Genomic DNA, 22,383 nt, shown 5'->3' with positions numbered 1-22,383 from the left:
TGTTATTGCGCGTTGTAATTCACAACTTCTGTGAATTACAAAGCTCATTTGTACCAGAGTCAGACATCATAACGTTATTCTACACCGCTAATCACTACTGAGGAATTCAACAGGTTAAATTTACATTGTTATTGTAAACATCCCATTTTTAGTGGCAGCCTAAATTAGAGTTTTCCGCCTCTGCTTTTGCCAGATATTCCCAAGGGGTTAAATCGCCTAAGGAATCATGTGGCCGTTCTTCGTTGTATTCCCGCATCCAGTGTTCTGTGCGTTCCCGAACTTCCGTCAGGGTTTTAAACGCATACATATCCAGAATTTCAGTGCGGTATGTTTTATTGAACCGTTCCACGTAAGAATTTTGTGTGGGTTTGCCCGGTTTAATAAATTCCAGTTCTATTTCATGTTGCTCTGCCCAATCGGCAAGCGTGCTTGAGATAAATTCAGGCCCATTGTCCATCCGTAGTTTTGCTGGCAATCCACGCCAGGCAACAATGCGTTCTAACACCCGGAGCACCCGCTGCGCCGGTAAACTCAGGTCGACATCTATGGCCAGCACCTCACGATTAAAATCGTCGACGACATTAAAGGTTCGAAAGCGTCTACCACACATCAGTGCATCACTCATAAAATCCATCGACCAGCACTGGTTCAGTGTCGCCGGAACAGCTAATGGCGCTGGATTTCGGTTAGGTAAACGCTTTTTACCTTTGCGCCGTTTATTGAGTTTCAGCTCACAGTACACCCGGTGAATACGCTTGTGGTTCCAGAGATGGCCCTGGCGACGCATTACCTTGAGCAGCTTGCTAAAGCCATAGGCCGGATAGCGTTCTGAAACGGCCTGAAGCGTCGCTATCAGCGCATCATCTCGGTGTACGTCTGGCCGATACCGATACACCGAATCACTTAAACCCACCACCCGGCACGCCCGGCGCAGACTGACCGCATGAGTCTGTATCGCATAATCGGCCAGCTCACGTCGCACCGCCGGCTTTACAGCTTTTTTTCCACGATATCCTTCAGGATTTTATGGTCCAGACTGAGCTCGGCATACATTTGCTTTAAGCGGCGGTTTTCTTCTTCAAGGTCTTTGAGGCGTTTCACATCTGATGCTTCCATACCGCCGTATTTGGCCTTCCAGTTGTAGTAGGTTGCATCTGAAATGCCATATTCCCGGCACACTTCTTTGACCAACCGGCCTGCTTCCACTTCCTTCAACACTTTGATGATTTGTGTTTCTGTAAACCGTGACTTTTTCATGCTGTTCTCCTCAGACGTAGTGTACGCCGGAGAACTCTAATCAGGAATGCACCGATTCTAGGGGATGTTTACACCGCGACTTGTATGGGTTTAACTTCGCGGAAAGTGAAGTGGATGAACGACTGGTGCTGGATTTACATCGCTGCGAGTTCATTCAAAGCAGTCAAAATCTGGTGTTCGTCGGCGGGCCTGGCACCGGCAAAACGCATCTGGCCACTGCAATTGGCGTGCAGGCCATTCAGCATCACCAGCTTCGGGTGCGGTTTATCTCCACGCTTGAACTGGTCAATGCGCTGGAACTGGAAAAGCGCAAAGAGCAATGTGGCCGCATCGCAGCAAGGCTCAGCGGTGTGGACTTAGTGGTGCTGGATGAACTGGGCTACGTGCCATTTAGTCAAAATGGCGGTGCGTTATTGTTCCATCTGCTCAATAAGCTGTATGAAAAAACCAGCGTCATTATTACCACCAACCTGAACTTCAGCGAATGGCCCAGGGTGTTTGGCGATGCAAAGATGACCACAGCACTGCTGGACCGGCTTACCCATCACTGCCATATCATCGAGACCGGCAACAACAGTTATCGGTTTAAAGAATCAACCAAGAAAACAAAAACAGCGCGGAGGTAAGGCTTGAGAAAAGACAAATCTTATTGCAATACTGACTGAGTAAAGCGGATCAAAATTCGATGCAAATGGTGGATCAGTTTTGCCTGCAAATTAACACTTTGAACTCAGCCAGTTGCCCAGCAAGCTGCTGCTGACACTCACTGTTGCGCCAAATAGAGCCAACACACATAGCCGGCAGCTGGCCGGTACCAATACAGATTGTTTGTTGTTCTGTGTAATCCACCAAACCGCTGGATGCAGAAGCCAGCTTATTAGGGGGCAGAGCTCTAATATCAGGTGTTTTGAATGGGGTGATAACAACTTGCAGTACTGGCTCGCGCGGGAGCTTGGGGTTGGGTTGAATGGCACCGAACCAATCAACCCGCCAGTAACGATTATCGGAGGGGAATTCCTTGATCCCTGGAATCCCCTTCACTAAGCCACTCCGCTATTACTACGAAGTGGCGGTACAAAATAGCGATGTACAGTACAAAATAGCATTGTGAAGTACTATTTAGCGTTGTAAGTCACAACTTCTTCGCCGGCAGCCTGGCGGTCTGCATGGTAAGACGAACGGACAAAAGGACCGGACGCCACATGCTTGAAGCCAATTTCATAGCCGATGCGTTTGATTTCTTCAAACTCGGCCGGGCTCATATAGCGTTTGACTGGTAAGTGGTGCTTACTTGGCTGTAAGTACTGGCCAACGGTCAGCATATCGACATTGTGTGCCCGCAGGTCGTGCATCACTTCGATAATCTCTTCGGTGGTTTCGCCTAAACCAACCATCAGACCGGATTTCGTTGAAACTTCCGGGTGTGCTTCTTTGTAACGACGCAACAGTTCCAGCGACCATTTGTAGTCGGCACCCGGGCGAGCCAGCTTGTACAAACGCGGCGCGGTTTCCAGGTTGTGGTTAAACACATCCGGTGGTGTCTGGGTCAGAATGTCCAGCGCGGCATCCATCCGGCCACGGAAGTCCGGAACCAGCACTTCAATTTTAATCGCCGGGCTTTCGCGACGGATGGCGGTGATACAGTCGGCAAAATGCTGGGCTCCGCCATCACGTAAGTCGTCGCGGTCAACCGAGGTGATGACCACATATTTCAATGCCATATCTTTGATGGTCAGTGCCAGCTTTTCGGGTTCCTCAGCGCTTGGCGGCAATGGCCTGCCGTGGGCTACATCACAAAACGGGCAACGACGGGTACAGATAGCACCCAAAATCATAAAGGTGGCGGTGCCGTGGTTAAAACATTCCGGCAGGTTAGGGCAGGAAGCTTCTTCACAGACCGAATGCAGGCCATGTTTACGCATGGCGCCTTTAATCTGTTCGATTCGTTCGGTACTGCGGGGCAACTTGATCTTCAGCCAGTCGGGCTTGCGCAGCATTTCGCTGGGTTCAGTTGGCAGTACTTTTACCGGGATCAACGCCATTTTGTCGGCGTCGCGTAGTTTGACACCGGGTTCCATACGGGCTGTTTTGGTGGTCATCTTAGTCTGTTAACCCTGTTTTGTGTTCGGGATGGGTTATAGCCAGTTGCTGCACAAATTGCTGCACCAACTGGTGTTTGGCCTCAGCAACAGTCTGAGGGCCCTGAATACTTTGTGTCTGGATCATTTCCATACCCGCGTAGCCGCAGGGGTTAATCCGGCCGAAGGGGCCTAAATCCATGCTGACGTTCAGTGCCAGGCCGTGGAAGGTACAACCTCTGCGCACCCGCAGGCCAAGAGACGCAACTTTACGCCCTTCAACATAAACACCTGGTGCATCTGCACGTGGGTAGGCTTCAATGCCATAAGGCGCCAGGCTGTCGACAATGCATTGTTCTATTAAGGTAACGAGTTCACGCACGCCCAGTTTACGCCGTTTAATGTCCAGCAGCACGTAAGCGACCAGCTGGCCAGGTCCGTGATAGGTGACTTGACCACCGCGGTCCACCTGCACTACCGGGATATCGCCGGGCATCAGCAGATGTTCTGCTTTGCCTGCTTGCCCCTGAGTGAACACCGGCGGATGTTCAACCAGCCAGAGTTCGTCTGGGGTCTGTTCATCGCGTTCGTCGGTAAAACGTTGCATGGCGTGCCAGGTCTCTGTGTAGTCACACAGACCTAAATCCCGGATCACCAGCTGATGGTTCAGTGTCACTTCACTCTCCACTGCACACTTTGGTCGCGCATTATACCTGCAACCAACGAAAAAAGGGGCGTCAGATTACATAACGGACCAGTTCAAGCCGGCCCAGTTCGGTGTACAGCAGTTCCATATGTTCTTTGCTGATGACAGTCACAGACACTGTGACAGAATGGTAGTTGCCTTTGCTGCTCGGGCGAACCTGTGGGTTGTAGTCGTTGGCCTTGGCGTGCACCTGCAGCACCGCAACAATATGGTCGACCAGCTCTGGCACTGCCACACCCAGCACTTTAAAGTTTACCGCGCAGGGAAACTCCAAAAACTCATCAAATCTGGTGTTTTTAACTTCTGTGGTCATAGGGTTGTACTCGCTACTATCAATAAAAAAGTCCCGGCGTAGCCGGGACTTCTGCTGAAAAGGTCAGTTCCGGCAGTTTATTCAAACTGCATTTTTACCATATCGATCAGACGGCTGAACAAACCTGCTTGTTCGATATCTTCCAGGGCAACCAGCGGGTATTCCGCCACATCTTTGTCACCCAGTTTTAAGTAAAGCGTGCCCAGTTGCTGACCCTTGGTAATGGGGGCGATCAGCTGCTGATTCAACTTAAAGTCGGCTTTTAAATCTTTGCGCTGGTTACGTGGCAGCGTAATTGGCGTTTCTTCCAGTACACCCAGGGTCAGAAGATCTTTTGTCCCTTGCCAGACGCGTTGTTCAGCAAACTTTTCACCTGCTTTAAAGGGGGAAAAGGTTTCAAAGAAACGGAAACCGTAGGTCAGTAACTTTTTGTTTTCTGCTTCACGGATTTTAGCGCTTTCCGTGCCCATCACGACAGAAATCAGTCGCATATTGTCTTTGGTGGCTGAAGTCACCAGGCTGTAGCCTGCTTCTGAGGTGTGGCCGGTTTTAATACCGTCAACGTTCAGGCTTTTGTCCCACAACAGACCGTTGCGGTTGTATTGCTTGATGCCGTTAAATACATACTCTTTTTCTGAGTAAATTTTGTATTCGTCCGGCGTGTCTCGGATTAAGGCAACCGACAGCTTCGACATATCGCGGGCTGTGGTGCGTTGCAGTGGGTCTGGTAAACCGTGTGCGTTGGCAAAGGTGGTGCTGCTCATACCAATACGGGCGGCGTGCGCATTCATCAGTTCAACGAAAGCACCTTCAGTGCCGGCGATATGCTCAGCCATGGCAACACAGGCATCGTTGCCTGATTGAATAATAATGCCGCGGTTCAGCTCTTCTACGCTGATGGTTTCGCCCACCTCAATAAACATTTTGGATGAGTCTGAATACTGTTTAGCCCAGGCGTTTTCCGTAATAGTGACAGGGTCGCTTGGTTTGATATTACCGTTTTTGATTTCCAGGCCAATCACATAACTGGTCATCATCTTGGTCAGGCTGGCAGGAGCCAGTGGTTCGTCGGCATTGCCCTCGGCCAGCACGGCACCTGTGTTGTAATCAATCAGAATAAAGCCTTTGGCGTTTACTTCCGGCGGCTGAGGTAACACTGTCGGCTGGGCTGGGGCTGTCTGTCCGGCTGCAAAAAAACTTGCAACACCAATGGAACCAGCAAGAAGAACTTTACGATACGTATTCATGAGACCTTTTCTTTTCGTTGTCGCTTAAAAATTCGGGTTAACCGCAGCTGTTTCTGTCGGTGATATAAGCAGATGGGTAGTCAGCTGCTTTCAGTTGACCCAGCAAGGTAGCGGCTGCCGCCGCTGACGTCATTGGACCGGCCAGCAAGCGGAAAATTCCGTTGCCGTCATTAATTTCTGTCGCCACAGCATGGCGCTGGCTTACTTCGGTGCCTAATTGCTGTAAACGCGCTTTGTTACCACTGGCCACCAGCTGGATATAACAGCCACTGACTTTGCCTGCTTTGGCAGTCGCCGCAGCTGTCTGATAGGCGGGAACCGCCGGACTGGTAGGTGCTGCGACAGACGCTGGCATCGGCTGGCTTAAACCAGGGCGCGGTGTGGCTGGGTTGGACACCAGTGTAGTTTCTTCAAACTTATTGCGGCCGGGACTGCCGAGGCCCATCGAATAGGTTTCCTGGCCAGCCATGGCGGGCGAGGCGAGCAGTTCAACCCGAACCCGGGCCGTACCTTTACCCATCATGCCAATCTTGTAGGCGGCGGAGTAGGACAGGTCGATGATGCGGTCATTGTGGAAAGGCCCGCGATCATTGACCCGCACCACGGCGGATTGGTTGGTATCTAAGTTGGTCACTCGCACATAAGAAGGCAATGGCAAGGTTTTGTGCGCGGCGCTCATGGCAAACACACTGTACTCTTCGCCGTTGGAGGTTTTGTGACCATGGAATTTATTGCCGTACCAGGATGCGACACCGACCTGATCGTATTCAGTAATTGCCGTCAGAGGCGTGTAATCCACCCCATAAATATTGTAGGGTTTATTTCCACCACGACTGAGCAATTCTGCTTTGGGTTCAGGGTCTGTCATTTCCAACAGAGTCGGCATCCGGGTCGGATGACTGTCTTTATCCTGGGCGTAACGGCCTTTGTTGGGTTCTTCCCAACCGCGATTACTTTGCGTGTCGGAGCTTGGTGTGGGCGTCTGACTACAGGCAGAGATTAAAACTGACAGGCTCAGGGCCGTTATTCTTTTTATGTTCATATCAGGACTGCGGAGCTAAAAAACGTTTATGAGTCGCAATGGACATTAGAATACCAAAACCTGCCATCAGTGTAACCATTGATGTGCCGCCATAACTGATCAGCGGCAACGGGACGCCAACCACAGGCAACAAGCCTGACACCATGCCGATATTGACAAACACATAGACGAAAAACGTCAGCATGATACTGCCGCCTAACAAGCGGGCAAAATTGTCCTGTGCCCGGCTGGCCAGTACCAGGCCACGGCCTATGATAAACAGGTACATAGCCAGTAAAAACAGCACGCCAATCATGCCAAGCTCTTCGCTGAACACCGCAAATATAAAGTCAGTATGCCGCTCTGGCAAAAACTCCAGTTGCGATTGGGTGCCATGCTGCCAGCCTTTACCTTCAAAGCCGCCAGAGCCTATGGCGATTTTGGACTGAATAATGTGGTAGCCTGACCCCAGTGGATCACTTTCCGGGTTTAAGAAGGTCAGCACTCGCCGCTTTTGGTAGTCGTGCATGAAAAACAGCCACATGCTGTAACTGACCACAGGCAGCGCCAGCGCGATGGAGCTGATAATTTTCCAGCTCATCCCGCCCAAAAACAGCACAAAAGCCCCGGACACAAAAATCAGAATGGAGGTGCCCAGATCAGGTTGTTGCTGGATGAGCACCGTAGGGATGGCGCACATGACAAAACCAAAAATCAGGTGTTTGGTGCGCAGTGGTAAGGGGTTCGAGGATACAAACCAGGCAATGGCCATAGGGACTGCCAGCTTCATCAATTCGGATGGCTGAAACTTCATAAAACCCAGGTCTAGCCAGCGTTGTGCGCCTTTGCCGATATGACCCACGGCCAGCACCAGGATTAGCATGGTGGTACCGACCAGAAATAAGGGCAAGGCCCAGAAACTGAGCGTTTGTGGTTTGACCTGAGCCAGTAGCAGCATCACACCAAAGGCCATAATCACCCGCAATACATAGCGGCTGACCATGCCAAAATCTTCGCCACTGGCACTGTACAATACAAAGAGCCCGGTAATCGACAGGGCGGTTAGGGCAAAAAACAGCGGGCCGTCCAAATGCAGTTTTGCCATCAGGCTCTGGTGCTGCGGGTCTTTTAAGGTGGTCATGGCTGAGCCCCTGCGGCACTTTGCCGGGTAAAATAGTGGTCCATCATTTTACGGGCTATAGGTGCGGCGTTTGAACCACCGCCCCCGACGTTTTCAACGGCAACAGTCACCAGTATGCTTGGGTTTTCTGCCGGGGCATAACCAATAAACATCGCGTTATCGCGGTGGATTTCTTTCAGTGCCGCCGCATTGTACTTTTGGTTCTGCGCCATGTTAATCACCTGCGCCGTGCCCGTTTTGCCTGCCGCGCTGTAGCTGATGCCCTTAAAGGCGTTGTAGCCGGTGCCGCCCTGAACCATGACGGTCTGACGCATCGCTTCACGGGCGATATCCCAGTTTTTCGGGTTTTTCACTTCCACCACCTGCTCCATGGGCGCGGTCAGGTTGGTGTCTTGTTGCACATTGCGGAAAAACCGTCCCATGTGAGGAGTTGGTTTGGCGCCATTGTTAATCATCACTGCAGTGGCCAGTGCCAGCTGCATCGGGGTGATGGTCCAGTAGCTCTGGCCTATGCCTAACGATACGGTGTCCCCTGGAAACCAGCTTTGTTTATGCCGGGCCCGTTTCCACTCTTTCGATGGCATCAGGCCCTGACTTTCTTCCAGCACATCAATGCCGGTGCGCGAGCCAAAGCCAAACTGTTTCATATAGACAGAGATTTTATCGATACCGAGTTTGACCGCCAGGTCATAAAAATAGGTGTCACAGCTTTTGGTAATGGCGGTGTACACGTCGACCCAGCCATGGCCCCATTTAATATGGTCGCGGTAGGCCCGACTGTAGTTAGGCAGCTTATAAAAACCTGGGTCTGGAATTCGGGTTTGTTCGGTGACTGTGCCATTTTCTAACCCCAGAATCGCCATCAACGGTTTGATGGTGGAGGCGGGCGGATATACGCCTTGAGTCACCCGGTTCACTAAAGGCCGGTCAGGCGAGTTCAGTAGCTCACGGTAGTTTTTACCACTGATACCATGAACAAATAAGTTGGGGTCGTAACTGGGGTTGGAATAAAACGCCAACACTGCGCCATCGCGCGGATCCATTGCGACTATGGCGCCGCGGTTTTCGCCAAGCAGCTCTTTGGCTTTTTGTTGCAGACTGATGTCGACAGACAGAATTAAATCATCCCCAGAGGTGGCCGGCTGTGAATTCAGGACCCGGATCACCCGGCCTCTGTTATTCACTTCCACCTGCTCAAAACCAACCTGGCCATGCAACTGACTTTCGTAGAAACGTTCCATGCCTATTTTGCCGATATCGCGGCTGGCAGCGTAATTGGCCGACACGCCATCCGCATCCAGCTTGTCCAGCTCTTTGGCGTTAATTTTGCCGATATAGCCAATGGCATGGGTGAACAAATCGCCATAGGGGTAATGTCGGGTTAAGCGGGCTTCCAGCGTGACGCCGGGAAAGCGGTGTTGATTCACCGCAATAATGGCCACTTCCTGATCGGTCAGATGTTCTTTCACCGCAATGCTGGCAAAGCGACGGTGATGCCGGACTTCTTTTAAAAATTCGTCCTGCTGCTCAGGCGTAATTTCAATCAGCTTCGCCAGCTCAGCCACCGTGGCTTTAATGTCTTTCACTTGTTCCGGCACCAGTTCTACCGAATGGATAGGGCGGTTTTCTGCCAGCAAGACGCCGTTTCTGTCGTAAATCAAGCCACGGTTTGGCGGTTGTGGGATCAGCTTAATACGGTTGCCGTCGGCACGGGTGACGTAATGGTCGTGCATCTCAATTTGCAGGTGATACTGATTGAACACAATCAGGATAAAACACAGCACCACCACCACAAAACCCACAGCGGCCCGTTGTTTAAACAACTGACTGTCGGCGGATGGGTCCTGAATGGCCTGACGTTCTTTACGCATGAATTATTCGCGATGATAAGGGTGGTTGGTACTGATGCTCCAGGCCCGGTACAGGCTCTCCGCCAGCACCACCCGCACCATGGGATGTGGCATGGTCAGCGCAGACAAGGACCATTTGGCCTCGCTGGCAGCAATGCAGGCCGGTGCCAGGCCTTCAGGCCCACCGACCAGCAAACAGACATCACGGCCGTCCATCTGCCATTGGTTCAGCTTTTGCGCCAATTGCGGGCTGCTCCAGCTGCCGCCTTCCACTTCCAGCGTGACAATACGGGCTCCTTTTGGCACTGCTGCCAGCATTTTTTCGCCTTCCTGTTCAAGGATGCGTTTAATGTCGGCATTTTTGCCCCGTTTACCAGCAGGAATTTCAATCAGTTCCAGCGGTAAGTCGCGCGGAAAACGGCGGGCATATTCCTGATAGGCTGTTGTCACCCAATCTGGCATTTTGCTGCCTACAGCGATGAGTAACAACTTCATCCGATCAGGCGCTCCACAACTTCTCTAGTTGGTAAAAACTGCGGCTTTCTTCCTGCATCACGTGTGCAATCACGTCACCCAGGTCAATCAACACCCATTCACCAGAGCCTGTGCCTTCAATGCCCAAAATCGACAAACCGGCCTTTTTGGCTTCTTTCACCAGGTAATCCGCAATGGAGCGGGTGTGGCGGTTTGACGTGCCTGAACAAATCACCATGGCTTCAGTGACATTGGATTTACCTTTTACATCTAACGAGGTGATGTCCTTGGCTTTCATGTCGTCCATCTTGTCCAGAACAAAACTTAATAACTCTTGGGCTTGCACAGTTAACTCCAGGCTGAAAAAACGCAATATGGTAGCATTTTTTCCACGGCATTACATGGCCTGATACAGCTGGTGCTGCCGGATATAATCCAGCACTCTGCTGTCCAGCAAGGGGGCGGCCAACTCAGGCTGCGGGCTTTGCAATAACTGGCGTATTTGGCTTGCTGATAAATCCATCGGCGCGTTGTCCAGCCAGAGAATAGCGCCACTTTGTTGCACTGCCAGTTGCTTAGGGGTTGCTACGCCAAATTGGTCCAGCAGAGCGGCGCAATCGCCATCAGTCCGGCCTGAGCCTGGTCTTTGACAGACAACAAGGTGACTAAGTTCAAGAATTGATTGCCATTTTTTCCAGCTTTTAAAATAAGCCAAGGAATCGCTGCCCATCACAAACAGCAGCTGGTGCTGAGGATACAGCAGAGCCAGTTGCTGCAGGCTGTCTGCTGTGTATGAAGGGCGGTGTTGGTCCAGTTCCAGTGTTTGCAGACTTAAGCCTGGGTGGGGTGCAATGGCGAGCTTGACCATCGCTGCTCTGTGCTCAGGGCTGACGCCAGGACTGCTGCGGTGTGCTGGCAGGTGACAGGGCATCAGTTGCACCTGCTCGGGCTGCAACAGTTGCTGCACATACAAAGCACAGGCCAGATGGGCCTTGTGCACCGGGTCGAAGGTGCCACCTAAAATCGCCAGGCGGGGTTTAGTCATGGCTGTAAACTTGTTGCAGCGAAAAGACTTTGGGTACCGGGCAGACAAACAAGCTGACCAGATGGGCCAGCGCTAAATCACTGTCACTTAATAAACCTCTTTTAAAAGCCCGGTCAAATGCGGCCAGTTCAGCCACACAATAACCCAGCCATTTTTGTGGTAAACGCGCCACGGCGCTGTGGTACATCGCCTGCCGTTTTGGCCAGATCCCATGATTTTTAAAAAAATCTGCCATTGGCTGACCTTGTTGCTGTGCCAGATGCATTTGCAACAGCGTCTGAATTTCTTTTTGCAACTGCCAGGCAATAATGACTGCTTCGGTGTCCTGCAACAGCAGACGGTGCAGCATATGCAGCGCCTCATTGCCTTGGCCCTGCAGCAAGGCATCCACCAGTTGAAACACAGAATAATGCGACTGGTCTGCCAGAAACTGTTCCAGCAAGGCGGCATCAATCCGGCCCTGGTGGTCAGTCAGTGCTAACTTTTCCAGCTCCTGTGCGGCCGCCAATAAGTTACCGGCGCAGTGATGTTGCAGCAAGGTCACTGCGTCACTACTGAGCTGCAACTTCATGCTGCTGGCGCGTTGCTGTAACCAGCGGGCAAACTGCTGGTCATCCAAGGGGTAAAACTGTACCTGCACGCCGCTTTGTGCCAGTTGTTTAAACCAGCTGCTGCGGGCAAATTCGGTGGCATTTTTGCTGGCATGCAGCACCAGGAGCAGATCCGGGTGCAGCTGTGTGGACAGTTGTTTCAGCTGTTCAGCGGCGCCGGCAGGTAATTTGGCCGGCAGTTCCAGTTCAAATAAACGGCGAGGGGCAAATAACGACAGGTTGTTCAGCTCAAGCAAAAAATCCTGCCAGCTGAATTGCTGATCCCAATGGAAACTCAGGCGCTCGTCAAAGCCTTGTTTACGGGCCTTTTGCCGGATGAGATCCAGACTTTCCTGCTTTTGCAGTGGTTCTTCACCAAACACCAGATACACGGGCGCCAGCTGTTTATCTAACTGTGCAGCAAGTTGATTGCTATACAGTTTTAGCATCTATTGGGTCCGGTTCAGCTGGCGGATAATGCGGCTGGCAGCCTGAGTGCGCAGTTCGTCCAGCATCAGATCCAGCTCTTTGGCTTTGGCCAAGGCACGGTTCGGGTCGTCCTGGTAATCGCGGTTTAGCTGAAACTCGCGTTGCTGTTCGTTGTGCTCTGGCAGATACAGGGTATAACGCACTTTGTAAATCAGCTCGTACTCGGCTACCTGACCATTGGGGAACAATGACAACGTGCGACGTTCCAGACTGTCTTGTTCCAGCTTCAGCACCGGGGATTTTGGGTCCATCTGGTCCAGCAGTTTGACTTGATTGCTTTGCAGCTGCAGGCTCAGTCGTTTGGCCAGTTCGGAATGCTTAGGCGCATCCAGATACAAAGATGGAAACTTTTCCAGCGGCAAGCTGCCGCGTAAATGGAAACCACAGCTGCTGAGCACCAGGCTCAGCAGCATCAGGGGGAGCAGGCGGACACTGCGCATCAGCCAACCGCCAGGTTCAGCAGTTTACCCGGCACATAGATCACCTTACGGATCTCGACGCCTTCGAGGAAACGCAGCACGTTTTCGTCTTGTTTGGCCAGCGCCAACACATCGTCCTGGGTCGCGTCTGCGGCCACTGTGATTTTACCGCGCAACTTGCCATTCACCTGCACCACCACCAGTTTCTCATCTTCCACCAGTGCAGCAGCATCGGCCGCTGGCCAGGGGTGTTGTTCCAGTGCATCACCTAAGCCCAGCTCAGACCACAGGTACTGCGACAGGTGAGGGGTGATTGGGTTCAGCAGTTGCAGTATGGCTTTAATGCCTTCCACTTTCACTTGCTTGTCGGCGTCGGTATCGACCGGTGCTTTTTGCAGCTTGTTGGTCAGCTCCATAATGGCAGCGATGGCCGTGTTGAAGGTGTAACGACGACCAATGTCGTCTGTCACTTTGGCAATGGTTTTATGCACTTCACGGCGCAGCGCTTTCTGCTCATTGTTCAGCTCACCTGACCAGTTACTGCCAAACAGCGCTTTGTTTTCTGAACTTAAGGTCCAGACGCGGCGCAGGAAACGGTTAGCGCCTTCCACGGCTGAGTCCTGCCATTCCAGGGTTTGCTCTGGTGGTGCGGTAAACATCATAAACAGACGCACGGTGTCAGCACCGTACTGGTCGATGACCACTTGTGGGTCGATTCCGTTGTTTTTCGACTTGGACATTTTGCTCATGCCTGCGCTTTGCACCGGCTGGCCGTCGCTTTGCAACATGGCGCCTGTGATACGGCCTTTATCGTCACGCTCAACGGTCACGTCAGCAGGCGAATACCACTCTTTGCCGCCGTTGTCAGTTTCACGGAAGAAGGTTTCAGCCAGCACCATGCCCTGGCACAACAGGCGTTTGAATGGCTCATCCGACTGCACCAGGCCAACGTCACGTAATAACTTATGGAAGAAACGTGAATACAGCAGGTGCAGAATGGCGTGTTCAATACCACCAATGTACTGGTCAACCGGCAGCCAGTAGTTGGCTTTGGCCGGGTCTAACATAGCTTTGTCGTGGTCCGGGCTGCAGTAACGGGCGTAGTACCAGCTCGACTCCATAAAGGTGTCGAAGGTATCGGTTTCGTGGAAAGCGGCCTGACCCTTGTAGCTGGTTTTTGCCCACTCTGGATCGGCTTTGATAGGCGATTTCACACCATCCATCACCACATCTTCTGGCAAGCGAACTGGCAGCATATCTTCCGGCACGGGCACCTGAGTGCCATCTTCCAGAGTCAGCATTGGAATTGGTGAGCCCCAGTAACGCTGACGGGACACGCCCCAGTCACGTAAACGGTAGTTCACTTTTATCTGACCAATGCCTAAGCCTGCGAGCTTGTCGGCAATGGCTTTAAAGGCGGCGGCAAAATCCAGGCCGTCAAATTCAGCAGAGTTCACCAGCACGCCTTTTTCGGTAAAGGCAGCTGTGGTTAAGTCACAAGCGGTCTCACTGCCGGCAGCAGGCTCAATCACTTGTTTAATCGCCAGATTGTATTTGGTGGCAAATTCGTAATCGCGCTGGTCGTGACCTGGCACCGCCATCACCGCACCTGAGCCGTAGTCCATCAACACAAAGTTGGCGACCCAAACCGGGACTTGTTCACCGGTCAGCGGGTGAATAACAGACAAGCCGGTTGGCGCGCCTTTTTTCTCCATGGTGGCCATTTCGGCTTCGGCCACTTTGTTGCCTTTGCAGTCGTCAATAAAGGCCTGCAATTGCGGGTTATTCAATGCAGCTTGTTGCGCCAGCGGGTGCTGAGCAGCCACGGCGACATAAGTGACACCGTAGAAGGTATCCGGACGGGTGGTGTACACAGTCAGCGTTTGGTCTGAACCGGCAACTTTAAAGGTGATTTCCACCCCTTCTGAACGGCCAATCCAGTTTTTCTGCATGGTTTTGACCTGCTCAGGCCAGCCATCCAGCTGGTCTAAGTCATTCAGCAGCTCTTCGGCGTAATCGGTGATTTTAATAAACCACTGTGCCAGTTCACGCTGCTCCACCAAGGCGCCTGAACGCCAGCCACGGCCGTCAATCACCTGCTCGTTGGCCAGTACACATTGGTCCACCGGGTCCCAGTTCACCGTTGACAGCTTTTTGTAGACCAGGCCTTTTTCAAACAGTTTGGTAAAGAACCATTGTTCCCAACGGTAGTATTCCGGCTGACAGGTGGCAATTTCGCGGTCCCAGTCATAACCAAAACCTAAGCGTTTCAGCTGGTTTTTCATGTAATCAATGTTGGCGTAGGTCCATTTGGCTGGTGCGGTTTTGTTATTAATGGCGGCGTTTTCAGCCGGTAAACCGAAGGCATCCCAACCCATAGGCTGCATGACGTTTTTGCCTTGCATGCGCTGGAAGCGGCTGATCACATCACCAATGGTGTAGTTACGCACGTGGCCCATATGCAGCCGGCCGCTTGGGTAAGGGAACATCGACAGGCAGTAGAATTTTTCTTTGGTGGCGTCTTCCACCACTTTAAAGGCGTTGTTTTGTTCCCACTTCGCTTGCAGCTGCTGTTCAATTTGCTGCGGGCTGTATTGTTCGTGCATTCAGACCTTCCGACTTCAAACCATGCAAAACCGGTGCGAGAGGCGCCCTGCACCGGCGAAAAAAATTGCCGCTAGCATACCGCATAGCAGGGTAGGGCAACAACAACCTGTGCGGACAAAGCGCAGATTGTTTTATTTTATGCCAGCGCTCTTGTTCCGGCTGATGCTGCTCCCTAAAGTGATGCGCTGTCAGGGGATTTTTCAACGGAGCGCTTTTGTGTTTGGTATCGAAAACTTATGGTTGTTTGTCATTTCCGGCTTGTTGCTGAATATGTCCCCAGGGCCAGATACAGTGCTGATTGTCAGCCGCAGTGCCAGTCAAGGCATCAGGGCTGGCTTGATTGCTGTGGCGGGGATTGGCAGCGGTGTTTGCGTGCATATTGTTGCCGCTGCTTTAGGGGTTTCAGCGCTTCTTACCACCTCGGCAACCGCCTTTACTCTGGTGAAACTGGCCGGAGCCGCTTATTTGCTGTACCTGGGGGTGAAAATGCTGCTGGCCAAACGAGCGCCGGCCGGAGGGCAGGCTAAAACCGTTGCGGCCGCCTCTGCGCGCAGTATTTTTTTGCAGGGCTTTGTCACCAATGTGCTGAACCCCAAAGTGGCGTTGTTTTTCCTGGCCTTTGTGCCGCAATTTATTGCCGCTGATGCAGCCAATAAAGCGCTGGCTTTTCTTGTGCTCGGGGGGATTTTTAACCTCAATGGCATGCTCTGGTGTATGTTTCTGGCGGTCAGCGCTGGCTTGGCGGGTAAGAAAATGAAAGTCAGCAGCGCTGTGGGGTATTGGCTGGATAAAAGTGTTGGGGCATTATTTGTTGCGCTTGGTGTTAAACTAGCGCTGGCGGACCAGCGCTAGTTGCCTGAGGGTTAATCTGGCAATGCGGCCAGCACTTTGCCAACCAGTTGGTTCAGTTCATCACCATTGCCAATCCAGCGCGCCACCATCAGCAGGTCATGCTGCTGATCAATGTAGATAATGTTGCGGCCAGCCCCCTGAAAGGTCACTGCACTTTCAGGGGCGCTCGGTAGGGCTTTACGGCCAGGGTTTAAGAACCAGTTGGCAAAGCCGTATTCCGGGTTGTCGCTGCCACCGGTGCGGGCCAGCTTAATCCATTCTTTACTGACCAGTTGCTTGTCTTCCCAGCGGCCATCCCGTAAAAACAGATAACCAAAGCGGGCTAAGTCCCAGGCATTAATAAACATGCCGCCACCCCAGTGACCGCCACCAGAGACCGATTGCATACGTTGGCCATCCAGTTCAATCCAGCTATTGTCGTAGCCATACCAGTGCCAGGTGGATGAGGCGCCAATCGGTTGCATAATCTGTTCATTCAGTACAGTCGGCAAAGGTTTACGCCAGACATACAAGGTAGATAAAGCCAGCAGGTTGACCCTAACGTCGTTGTACTTATAGTGGCTGCCTGGTGTGCGCAGTGGCCGGTTTGGCCATTCGGCAGGCGTTTTGCTTTCGGGTCTGTCGGCCCAGTCCGGTTTGCCCCATAAGCTGCCCTGCCAGTCACTGGTCTGGCGCAATAAATGGTCCCAGCGGATTTGGCTATTGTGCTCGCTCTGATACAAGTCGACGCCGTGTGGCATATAGGGGCCGACTTTGTCCTGCAGGTTGTGAATTAAACCGCGCTGCCAGGCCAGACCCGCCACAGTGGTTAAAAATGTCTTGGTGATGCTGTGCGTCATATCGACACTGTCCACCTCGCCCCACTGCGCGATCAGTTTGCCTTTATAAATAATCAGACCATTGGCCGGTGCCCGCACCGACATAGGGCCGACAATCTGGTCATAGGGCTCTTTAGCGCCAAAGGTGGTGGCCTGCACCACGGCCTGGTTTTTACTGGCGGGATTTTCGCTGGCGATGGCGTACTGCACCGCGTCGGTCAGCTGTTGCTCATTCACTTTCAGGCTGGCCGGTTTTGCGGATGCCCATTGGCCGGCCGGTGGGTAATAGTCGGCGGCTTGGGCGGTTAAACTCAACGACAGGCTGAGGGCTATTATTATTTTTTTCATAGAAAGCTCCGGTAAAATACCAGCCTGAAACAAAGCCAGACCAACTACAACCAGGCTGCGACTAAATTGACAAAAAAGCCGTTTGTTGCCGACTATACTGAGAGACAGGAGGCAGTTATGGCAGATTTTTCAGACAAATATCAACGCTGGCTCAACGAGTTAGCTGCAATGTTGAAACAAGCCCGTGAAGAGCAGGTGAGCCGGTTGGTGCAATGGTCTGAGACCATCCGGGCTTATCTGAAAGCAGGCAAAGACTTAAGTGCCTACGAAACCCAGTTGTTTTTGGAGACCTTAAAACGCCAGTCCGATGAAGAGCAGCCGCCGTCGATTTGGCCTGAGGCACTGTGGTATGAATTGTCGCTGATCACCGACAAAACGCAGGTGGAATGGCAGGAATTGCTGGAAGACCTGCATCACCATGGCGTCTATTTGCAGGGGGAGCGGGTTGGGATGGGCCTGTACCAGTGCAATTCCTGTGGCCAGACCCAAAGCTTTTTTCACCCTGATGAGCTATGTAGCTGCGCCGACTGCGGTGGGCAGCAGTTTTCCCGCTTAGGTTTGCCGTCTTAGTGCGGCAGCCTGGTGAAACTGTATTGCAGTTGTTCTTTTTACGCCGTCATTTGTTAAGATGAGGCAGTTTCCTTTTTTTGATTAGTAAGAGCCTTTTGCATGACGCCACAGAGCCGTTCCCTTGCGCTTTCCCCCGAACAATTAGGACCTTCTCTTGCCCCTGAATTAATCCAGCAAGCTTTGGATGTCAGCGGTTTATCCAGCACCTTTATCGGGCAGGACAGAGCCAAAGCCGCATTGAATTTTGCAATCGGCATGGATATGCCGGGCTACAACCTCTATGTGATGGGGGAACCGGCGTTGGGGCGTTTTACTCTGGTGCAGGATGTACTGCAGCAAGCGGCCAGTGAAAAAGCCACGCCGGACGACTGGTGCTATATCAATAACTTTGACGACGAGCGGGTACCGCATACTCTTCGGCTGGCACCGGGCGAAGGCAAAGTGTTGGTGAAAAAAGTTGAAGCACTGATTGATGAATTATTGGATACCTTTCCAGCTGCCTTTGACAACCCAGGGTATCAGCGTAAGAAAAAATCCATTCATTCGGCCTTTGACGACAAATACGAAGCTGCAATTTCGCTGGTCGAGCGCAAAGCGCTGGAGCAGCAAGTGGTGTTGTACGAAGAGAATGGTGCCGTCAGCTTCTCGCCGGTCATTGATGGTAAAGCGCTGGATGACAACGAGTTTGCCAAACTGTCCGATGAAAAACGGCAGTTCTTTTATGACCTGGTGTCGGAGCTGGAAACCCTGCTAAACGAGCAGTTGCTGGAGCTGCCACAGTGGAAACGCGAGTTGTCGGAGAACTTGCGGGCGCTGCGCCGCGAGACCATTGAAACCGCGATCAAACCGCTGCTCAAGCAACTGGAACATGATTACGCCAAAGAAATTGGCGTACTGCGTTTCTTAAAAGAAATGAAACCGGCGCTGGTCAAGGCTGTGCTGGAGTTGCTGCCGGAAGATGCAGAAACAGACAAGCTGGAAGAAATGGACACCCGCAGTTTGTTTGTCGAAGACTTTGTGCCCAATGTGCTGATGCACCATGAACTGATGGACGGCGCCCCTATTATTTTTGAGCCGAACCCCAGCTATGGCAACCTGTTTGGTCGGGTCGAATACAGTTCGATGCAGGGCAGCCTGTATACCAATTACGGCATGATCCGTCCCGGCGCCTTACACAAAGCCAATGGCGGTTATCTGGTGCTGGACGCTGACCGCTTGCTGACGCAACCTGGCGTCTGGGACGCCCTGAAACTGGCGCTGAAAAGCGGCGAAATAGTGATTGATACCCTGAGTGACCATGCAGTCACCAATTCGACCATTATCACGCCAAAAGCTATACCGCTGAACGTGAAAATAGTGCTGCTGGGGTCTCGGGATTTGTATTACCTGATCCAGGACGTCGACGACGAATTCAACGAATTATTCCGCGTGCTGGCTGACTTTGAGCATTACCTGCCGTTTGCGCCTCACACCTTGCGGTTTATGTCGCTGCAAATTCAGGATCAAATTCAGCAAATGGGGCTGGAAACTTTGTCGGCTTGTGGCCTGACGCAGTTGCTGCGTTTTAGTTTCCGCCAGGCCGAACATCAGCGCAAACTGTCGGCCCGCTTTGCCGAAGTGCTGGAGCTGGTGCGGGAAGCGTGTTTTTATGCAGGCCAGCATGGCCAGAACGAAGTGACGGCGGCTCATGTGCAGGAAGCGCTGGAAGGCAAACAGTACCGCACCGGCCGCATCAGTGAGTCCTTTTTAGAAGATATTCAGGAAGGCCAAATTCTGATCGACACCGACGGTTGGTCTGTTGGCAAAATTAACGGCCTGACCGTGCTGGAAATTGGTGACACGGCCTTTGGTACGCCAGCCCGGATCAGCGCCACTGTATTTGCCGGTTCGACTGGCGTGGTTGATATCGAACGTGAAGTTGAACTCGGCAAAGCCATTCACTCTAAGGGGGTGATGCTGCTGACCGGTTATCTTGGCGCTAAATATGCCCAGCATTTTCCGCTGACGCTGTCGGCCAATATTGCGATGGAACAGTCTTATGGCCTGATTGACGGCGACAGTGCGTCATTGGCTGAGGTCTGTGCGCTGATTTCCGCGATTGCCGATTTGCCTATTACCCAAAGTCTGGCGGTGACGGGGTCTATTAACCAGCATGGTCAGGTGCAGGCCATTGGTGGCGTCAACGAAAAAATCGAAGGCTTTTTCCGCTTGTGCCAGTCACGCGGATTAACCGGTGAGCAAGGCGTGATTATTCCGGCCAGCAACCAGCTGAACCTGGTGCTGAATGACGAAGTGACACAAGCGGTGCGCGACGGCCAGTTCCACATCTACACGGTCAAACAAGTGGATGAAGCGCTGGAGTTGTTGATGGATATGCCCGCGGGCGAGCGCAACAGCAAAGGCCAGTACCCGAAACGCACTATTAACTTCCTGGCATTGCGGCGGCTGGAAGATATCGCCGACATTGTCAACGGAACTGCCGATGAGTAAGGACTGGATCGAACATCTGCAATGGGTGTTGTTTGACGCTGACGACACCTTGTTTCATTTTGATGCGTTCAGTGGTTTGACACTGATGATGCAGCAGTATCAGCGTCACTTCACCGAGCAGGATTACCAGCAGTTTCAGGCGCTGAACCAACCGCTCTGGCTGCAGTACCAACAAGGAGACATTGCCGCAGACGAGCTAAAAGTTAGGCGTTTTACCCAGCTTGGCGCAGAGTTGCAGGTGGACCCTGCGCTGTTGAACCGCCAGTACCTGCAAGCCATGGCGCAGGTATGCCCGCCATTGCCCGGTGCCATCGAGCTACTGCAACGGCTTAAAGGCAACAAGCGTCTGGGTATTATCACCAATGGTTTTACTGACTTGCAGCAAGTTCGGTTGGAGCGTGCTGGCCTGCAGGATCATTTTGATTTACTGGTGATCTCCGAGCAGGTGGGTGCCGCCAAACCCAGCCCGAAGATTTACCAGCATGCTCTTGAGCAAATGGGCCAGCCGGATCCTGCCACAGTACTGATGGTGGGTGACAACCCGGTGGCTGACATAGCCGGTGGCCAGCAGATGGGGTTTTACACCTGTTTCATGCAACACCCGGGTAAAGCGCTACCTGCGGGTATTCAAGCCGACCTCACTGTCTGCTCCTTGAGTGAGTTAGTTCCCTTATTCTAAGGCCGTCACGGCAAGCTCTGCTGTGTCGGCCAGAACTCCTTCAGTCAAATCAACGTGTTAACAAATTTGAAACCATTGACTAATTGGGCTAGTGTAGGCTTTGACTGAACCGGAATCACAGGGTGTATTCGTGCTCCGGAACCTGAATACAGATCAAAGCGAAGGAGCGATAACAATGAAAAAGAACTGGTTAGTGGCGTCGGTGTTGCTGGTTTTTACGCTTGGCATTCAGGCCAGCGAGCAGAAACTGCCGGAACATTGGTTTGGTGAAGACCCAAACTCCACTATTACTATTGATTACAGTGACTGGGATTATGTGTTACAGGCGTCTGTGCTGTTGTCCGGGCCGCCAAGCCGTGAACTTGCATCTGAGGACCGCGGTAGTATCGGCACCCGAATGAAAAATAAGTACAACGTTAAAACCATTAATGCCGGTAACAAATTTTTTTATGAGCGCTTTCGTAAGACACCTGAATTAAAAGCAACGGTGAGCACCATTCGGGACAGTCTACAAAAGGTACCAGCAGAAGTTCAGCTCAATCAATTGAAAAATGATGAGCAACTGGCGTATTGGCTGAACCTGTACAACGTGGTCGTGGTGGACGAAATCAACAAAGTCTATCCACAAAAAAAACTGGAAGATTTTGTTACCGACGATGATGGCCTGCTTGAGCGCAAAACGGTGACGGTGGAAGGGGTCGCTTTAAGCCTGAATGATATCCAGCATAAAGTGTTAAAAGTGAAGTTTAATAAAGACCCACTGACGCTGTATGGCATGTACCAAGGCTATATTGGCAGCCCGAGTATTCGTAAACACGCCTATACCGGTGATAATGTCCGCCGTACGCTGACAGCAAACGCGTTTGACTTTATCAACTCCAATCGCGGTACCTACCCCGCCGGTAAAGAGTTTTTGGTTGCCAATTTTTATAAGCGCAACGCCGATTATTTCCCTGATTTTAAAGCAGATTTGAGCGCGCATTTGAAGGAGTACCTCAGTGGCTCAGACCAGTATTCTCTGGATAATGCCAAAAAGATGGTCGCTAAAATTGATGACTGGACTGTGACGGACATCTACGGCTCCAATCAAAACTTTGGTGGTAGTGTGGCTGATAGCTCAGCAGCTTTACTGGGGGCCTTTAGCCAGATTGGCGGCCCACCAGAAACCTCTGAAATTGCTAACACTGAATTGCTCAGTTCGGCACTGCAAAGCCGGGCAACAGACTACGGCCGTTTCTCACCGGAATTAATGCTGCGGTTGAAAGAACTGAAGCTGAGAAATGAACAAAGCCGCGGCACTGTGACAGTGAAAGACCTGAAAGAGGAATCGGAGCAAAACTGATCCCTCATTTAAACATGGGCAGCGTTCCTTGTGGTAGGGCTGCCCCT

At 52.0% G+C, this 22,383-nt stretch carries 21 protein-coding genes and 1 pseudogene; 6 read left to right on the top strand and 16 right to left on the bottom strand.

Annotated elements, in window-relative coordinates:
• Positions 1 to 148: 148 nt before the first annotated feature.
• Positions 149 to 1,257 (bottom strand): IS3 family transposase gene (locus ACFO3I_RS08705; RefSeq protein WP_377332763.1). Its coding sequence is split into 2 segments (ribosomal slippage): positions 149 to 1,005 and positions 1,005 to 1,257, totalling 1,110 coding nucleotides; the frame shifts between segments, so codons are not numbered across the junction.
• Positions 1,258 to 1,328: 71 nt separating this feature from the next.
• Here ACFO3I_RS08705 and istB point away from each other — a divergent pair.
• A pseudogene (gene istB, locus ACFO3I_RS08700) lies at positions 1,329 to 1,883 on the top strand (IS21-like element helper ATPase IstB); the annotation flags it as partial.
• Positions 1,884 to 1,956: 73 nt separating this feature from the next.
• Here istB and ACFO3I_RS08695 read toward each other — a convergent pair.
• From ACFO3I_RS08695 to leuS, 14 genes are all read right to left on the bottom strand, one after another.
• Complete coding sequence (locus tag ACFO3I_RS08695; RefSeq protein WP_377333389.1) at positions 1,957 to 2,298, bottom strand: hypothetical protein; 342 nt, start codon at positions 2,296 to 2,298, stop codon at positions 1,957 to 1,959.
• 74 nt (positions 2,299 to 2,372) lie between these two features.
• Positions 2,373 to 3,356, bottom strand: a complete 984-nt coding sequence (gene lipA, locus ACFO3I_RS08690) for a lipoyl synthase (RefSeq protein WP_377333387.1) — start codon at positions 3,354 to 3,356, stop codon at positions 2,373 to 2,375.
• A gap of 1 nt (position 3,357) precedes the next feature.
• Positions 3,358 to 3,942 (bottom strand): lipoyl(octanoyl) transferase LipB, encoded by a 585-nt coding sequence (lipB, locus tag ACFO3I_RS08685; RefSeq protein ID WP_377333462.1) that lies wholly within the window; start codon positions 3,940 to 3,942, stop codon positions 3,358 to 3,360.
• A gap of 130 nt (positions 3,943 to 4,072) precedes the next feature.
• Positions 4,073 to 4,354 (bottom strand): DUF493 family protein YbeD, encoded by a 282-nt coding sequence (gene ybeD / locus ACFO3I_RS08680; protein WP_377333386.1) that lies wholly within the window; start codon positions 4,352 to 4,354, stop codon positions 4,073 to 4,075.
• 77 nt (positions 4,355 to 4,431) lie between these two features.
• Entirely contained in the window at positions 4,432 to 5,601 is a 1,170-nt protein-coding gene (locus ACFO3I_RS08675) for a serine hydrolase (protein ID WP_377333384.1), read from the bottom strand.
• Between the two features lie 37 nt (positions 5,602 to 5,638).
• A complete protein-coding gene (locus ACFO3I_RS08670; protein WP_377333383.1) occupies positions 5,639 to 6,643 on the bottom strand; it encodes a septal ring lytic transglycosylase RlpA family protein in 1,005 nt (334 codons plus the stop codon).
• Position 6,644: 1 nt separating this feature from the next.
• Complete coding sequence (rodA, locus tag ACFO3I_RS08665) at positions 6,645 to 7,763, bottom strand: rod shape-determining protein RodA (RefSeq protein WP_377333381.1); 1,119 nt, start codon at positions 7,761 to 7,763, stop codon at positions 6,645 to 6,647.
• On the bottom strand, positions 7,760 to 9,634 hold the full coding sequence (mrdA, locus tag ACFO3I_RS08660; protein ID WP_377333379.1) for a penicillin-binding protein 2: 1,875 nt from the start codon (positions 9,632 to 9,634) through the stop codon (positions 7,760 to 7,762). The genes rodA and mrdA overlap by 4 nt, the downstream gene beginning before the upstream one ends.
• A 3-nt stretch (positions 9,635 to 9,637) precedes the next feature.
• Positions 9,638 to 10,108 carry a 23S rRNA (pseudouridine(1915)-N(3))-methyltransferase RlmH gene (gene rlmH, locus ACFO3I_RS08655; protein ID WP_377333378.1) on the bottom strand — a complete coding sequence of 157 codons (471 nt, stop codon included), beginning with the start codon at positions 10,106 to 10,108 and terminating at the stop codon, positions 9,638 to 9,640.
• A 4-nt stretch (positions 10,109 to 10,112) separates the two neighbouring features.
• Positions 10,113 to 10,433: a ribosome silencing factor gene (gene rsfS, locus ACFO3I_RS08650; RefSeq protein WP_377333376.1), complete on the bottom strand. Its 321-nt coding sequence runs from the start codon at positions 10,431 to 10,433 to the stop codon at positions 10,113 to 10,115.
• A gap of 51 nt (positions 10,434 to 10,484) precedes the next feature.
• Complete coding sequence (gene nadD / locus ACFO3I_RS08645; RefSeq protein WP_377333374.1) at positions 10,485 to 11,132, bottom strand: nicotinate-nucleotide adenylyltransferase; 648 nt, start codon at positions 11,130 to 11,132, stop codon at positions 10,485 to 10,487.
• A complete protein-coding gene (holA, locus tag ACFO3I_RS08640; protein WP_377333372.1) occupies positions 11,125 to 12,171 on the bottom strand; it encodes a DNA polymerase III subunit delta in 1,047 nt (348 codons plus the stop codon). The genes nadD and holA overlap by 8 nt, the downstream gene beginning before the upstream one ends.
• Positions 12,172 to 12,651 (bottom strand): LPS-assembly lipoprotein LptE, encoded by a 480-nt coding sequence (locus ACFO3I_RS08635; protein ID WP_377333370.1) that lies wholly within the window; start codon positions 12,649 to 12,651, stop codon positions 12,172 to 12,174.
• Positions 12,651 to 15,236: a leucine--tRNA ligase gene (gene leuS, locus ACFO3I_RS08630; RefSeq protein WP_377333368.1), complete on the bottom strand. Its 2,586-nt coding sequence runs from the start codon at positions 15,234 to 15,236 to the stop codon at positions 12,651 to 12,653. The genes ACFO3I_RS08635 and leuS overlap by 1 nt, the downstream gene beginning before the upstream one ends.
• A gap of 217 nt (positions 15,237 to 15,453) precedes the next feature.
• Between leuS and ACFO3I_RS08625 the strand changes: the two genes are divergently transcribed.
• Positions 15,454 to 16,089, top strand: a complete 636-nt coding sequence (locus tag ACFO3I_RS08625) for a LysE family translocator (protein ID WP_377333366.1) — start codon at positions 15,454 to 15,456, stop codon at positions 16,087 to 16,089.
• Positions 16,090 to 16,100: 11 nt separating this feature from the next.
• Here the strand turns inward: ACFO3I_RS08625 and ACFO3I_RS08620 are convergent, their stop codons facing one another.
• Complete coding sequence (locus ACFO3I_RS08620) at positions 16,101 to 17,255, bottom strand: serine hydrolase domain-containing protein (RefSeq protein WP_377333365.1); 1,155 nt, start codon at positions 17,253 to 17,255, stop codon at positions 16,101 to 16,103.
• A gap of 117 nt (positions 17,256 to 17,372) precedes the next feature.
• On the opposite strand from ACFO3I_RS08620, the gene ACFO3I_RS08615 reads away from it, so the two are divergent.
• The 4 genes from ACFO3I_RS08615 (at position 17,373) to ACFO3I_RS08600 (ending at position 22,336) form a co-directional block, all read left to right on the top strand.
• Complete coding sequence (locus ACFO3I_RS08615; protein WP_377333363.1) at positions 17,373 to 17,825, top strand: zinc ribbon-containing protein; 453 nt, start codon at positions 17,373 to 17,375, stop codon at positions 17,823 to 17,825.
• Positions 17,826 to 17,924: 99 nt separating this feature from the next.
• Complete coding sequence (locus ACFO3I_RS08610; RefSeq protein WP_377333361.1) at positions 17,925 to 20,315, top strand: Lon protease family protein; 2,391 nt, start codon at positions 17,925 to 17,927, stop codon at positions 20,313 to 20,315.
• A complete protein-coding gene (gene yjjG, locus ACFO3I_RS08605; protein WP_377333359.1) occupies positions 20,308 to 20,994 on the top strand; it encodes a pyrimidine 5'-nucleotidase in 687 nt (228 codons plus the stop codon). The genes ACFO3I_RS08610 and yjjG overlap by 8 nt, the downstream gene beginning before the upstream one ends.
• Before the next feature lie 175 nt (positions 20,995 to 21,169).
• On the top strand, positions 21,170 to 22,336 hold the full coding sequence (locus ACFO3I_RS08600) for a DUF547 domain-containing protein (RefSeq protein WP_377333357.1): 1,167 nt from the start codon (positions 21,170 to 21,172) through the stop codon (positions 22,334 to 22,336).
• The last annotated feature ends 47 nt before the right edge of the window (positions 22,337 to 22,383 follow it).

It is taken from the genome of Rheinheimera marina (assembly GCF_042654345.1).
In the GTDB taxonomy this organism is placed as follows: Bacteria; Pseudomonadota; Gammaproteobacteria; order Enterobacterales; family Alteromonadaceae; genus Pararheinheimera; species Pararheinheimera marina.
This window is presented reverse-complemented; position numbering and strand designations above follow the sequence as displayed.